Annotated in this window: 1 protein-coding gene; it reads left to right on the forward strand. The window is 61.5% G+C overall.

All coding sequences use genetic code 11. The annotated features are described in order from the left end of the window. On the forward strand, positions 1–574 hold a 574-nt coding region (locus ACI3K3_RS25790), incomplete at both ends, for a GAF domain-containing protein (RefSeq protein WP_404918979.1).

A 574-nucleotide genomic window follows, 5' to 3' on the forward strand; every position in this document is an offset into this window, starting at 1 on the left:
CCTGCCGATATAATGAACCGAACTGCTGAAAGGCTCGGCGAACTCCTCGACGCAAGCCGGGTCTTCTACGCCGAGATCACCGACGAAGGCATGATGACCGTCGAGCGCGACTATTCGCGCGGCGTGGATTCGATCGTCGGCGTGCACTCGCTAGCGTCATTCGGTCCGGATTTGCTCGCCGCCTATCGCGCAGGAGAGCCCGTGGTGGTGCGCAATGTCGGCGGAGACGAGCGTTTGAGCGCTCCGGCCCGCGCAGGTCTCACTGCGCGTGAGGTTGGCGCGTTCATCGATGTCGTTCTGTTCAACGAAGCCCGGTGGGTCGGGCTCCTTGCAGTCCAATATGCAATCCCGCGGATTTGGAGCGCGGCCGAAGAAAGACTGGTTCAAGAGGTTGGCGAACGCGTCAAGGTTGCGATCGAGCGGGCCCGAGCGGAGCGTGATCGGCTATGGGACCTTTCGCAGGATATGCTGGCAAGAGCCGACTTCGCCGGGATGATGTCCGCGGTTAATCCGGCCTGGAGCAAGGTCCTGGGGTGGAGTGAAAGCGATCTGCTGACCCGTGCTTATGCCAATT

It is taken from the genome of Novosphingobium sp. ZW T3_23, from assembly GCF_044987305.1.
GTDB lineage: Bacteria > Pseudomonadota > Alphaproteobacteria > Sphingomonadales > Sphingomonadaceae > Novosphingobium.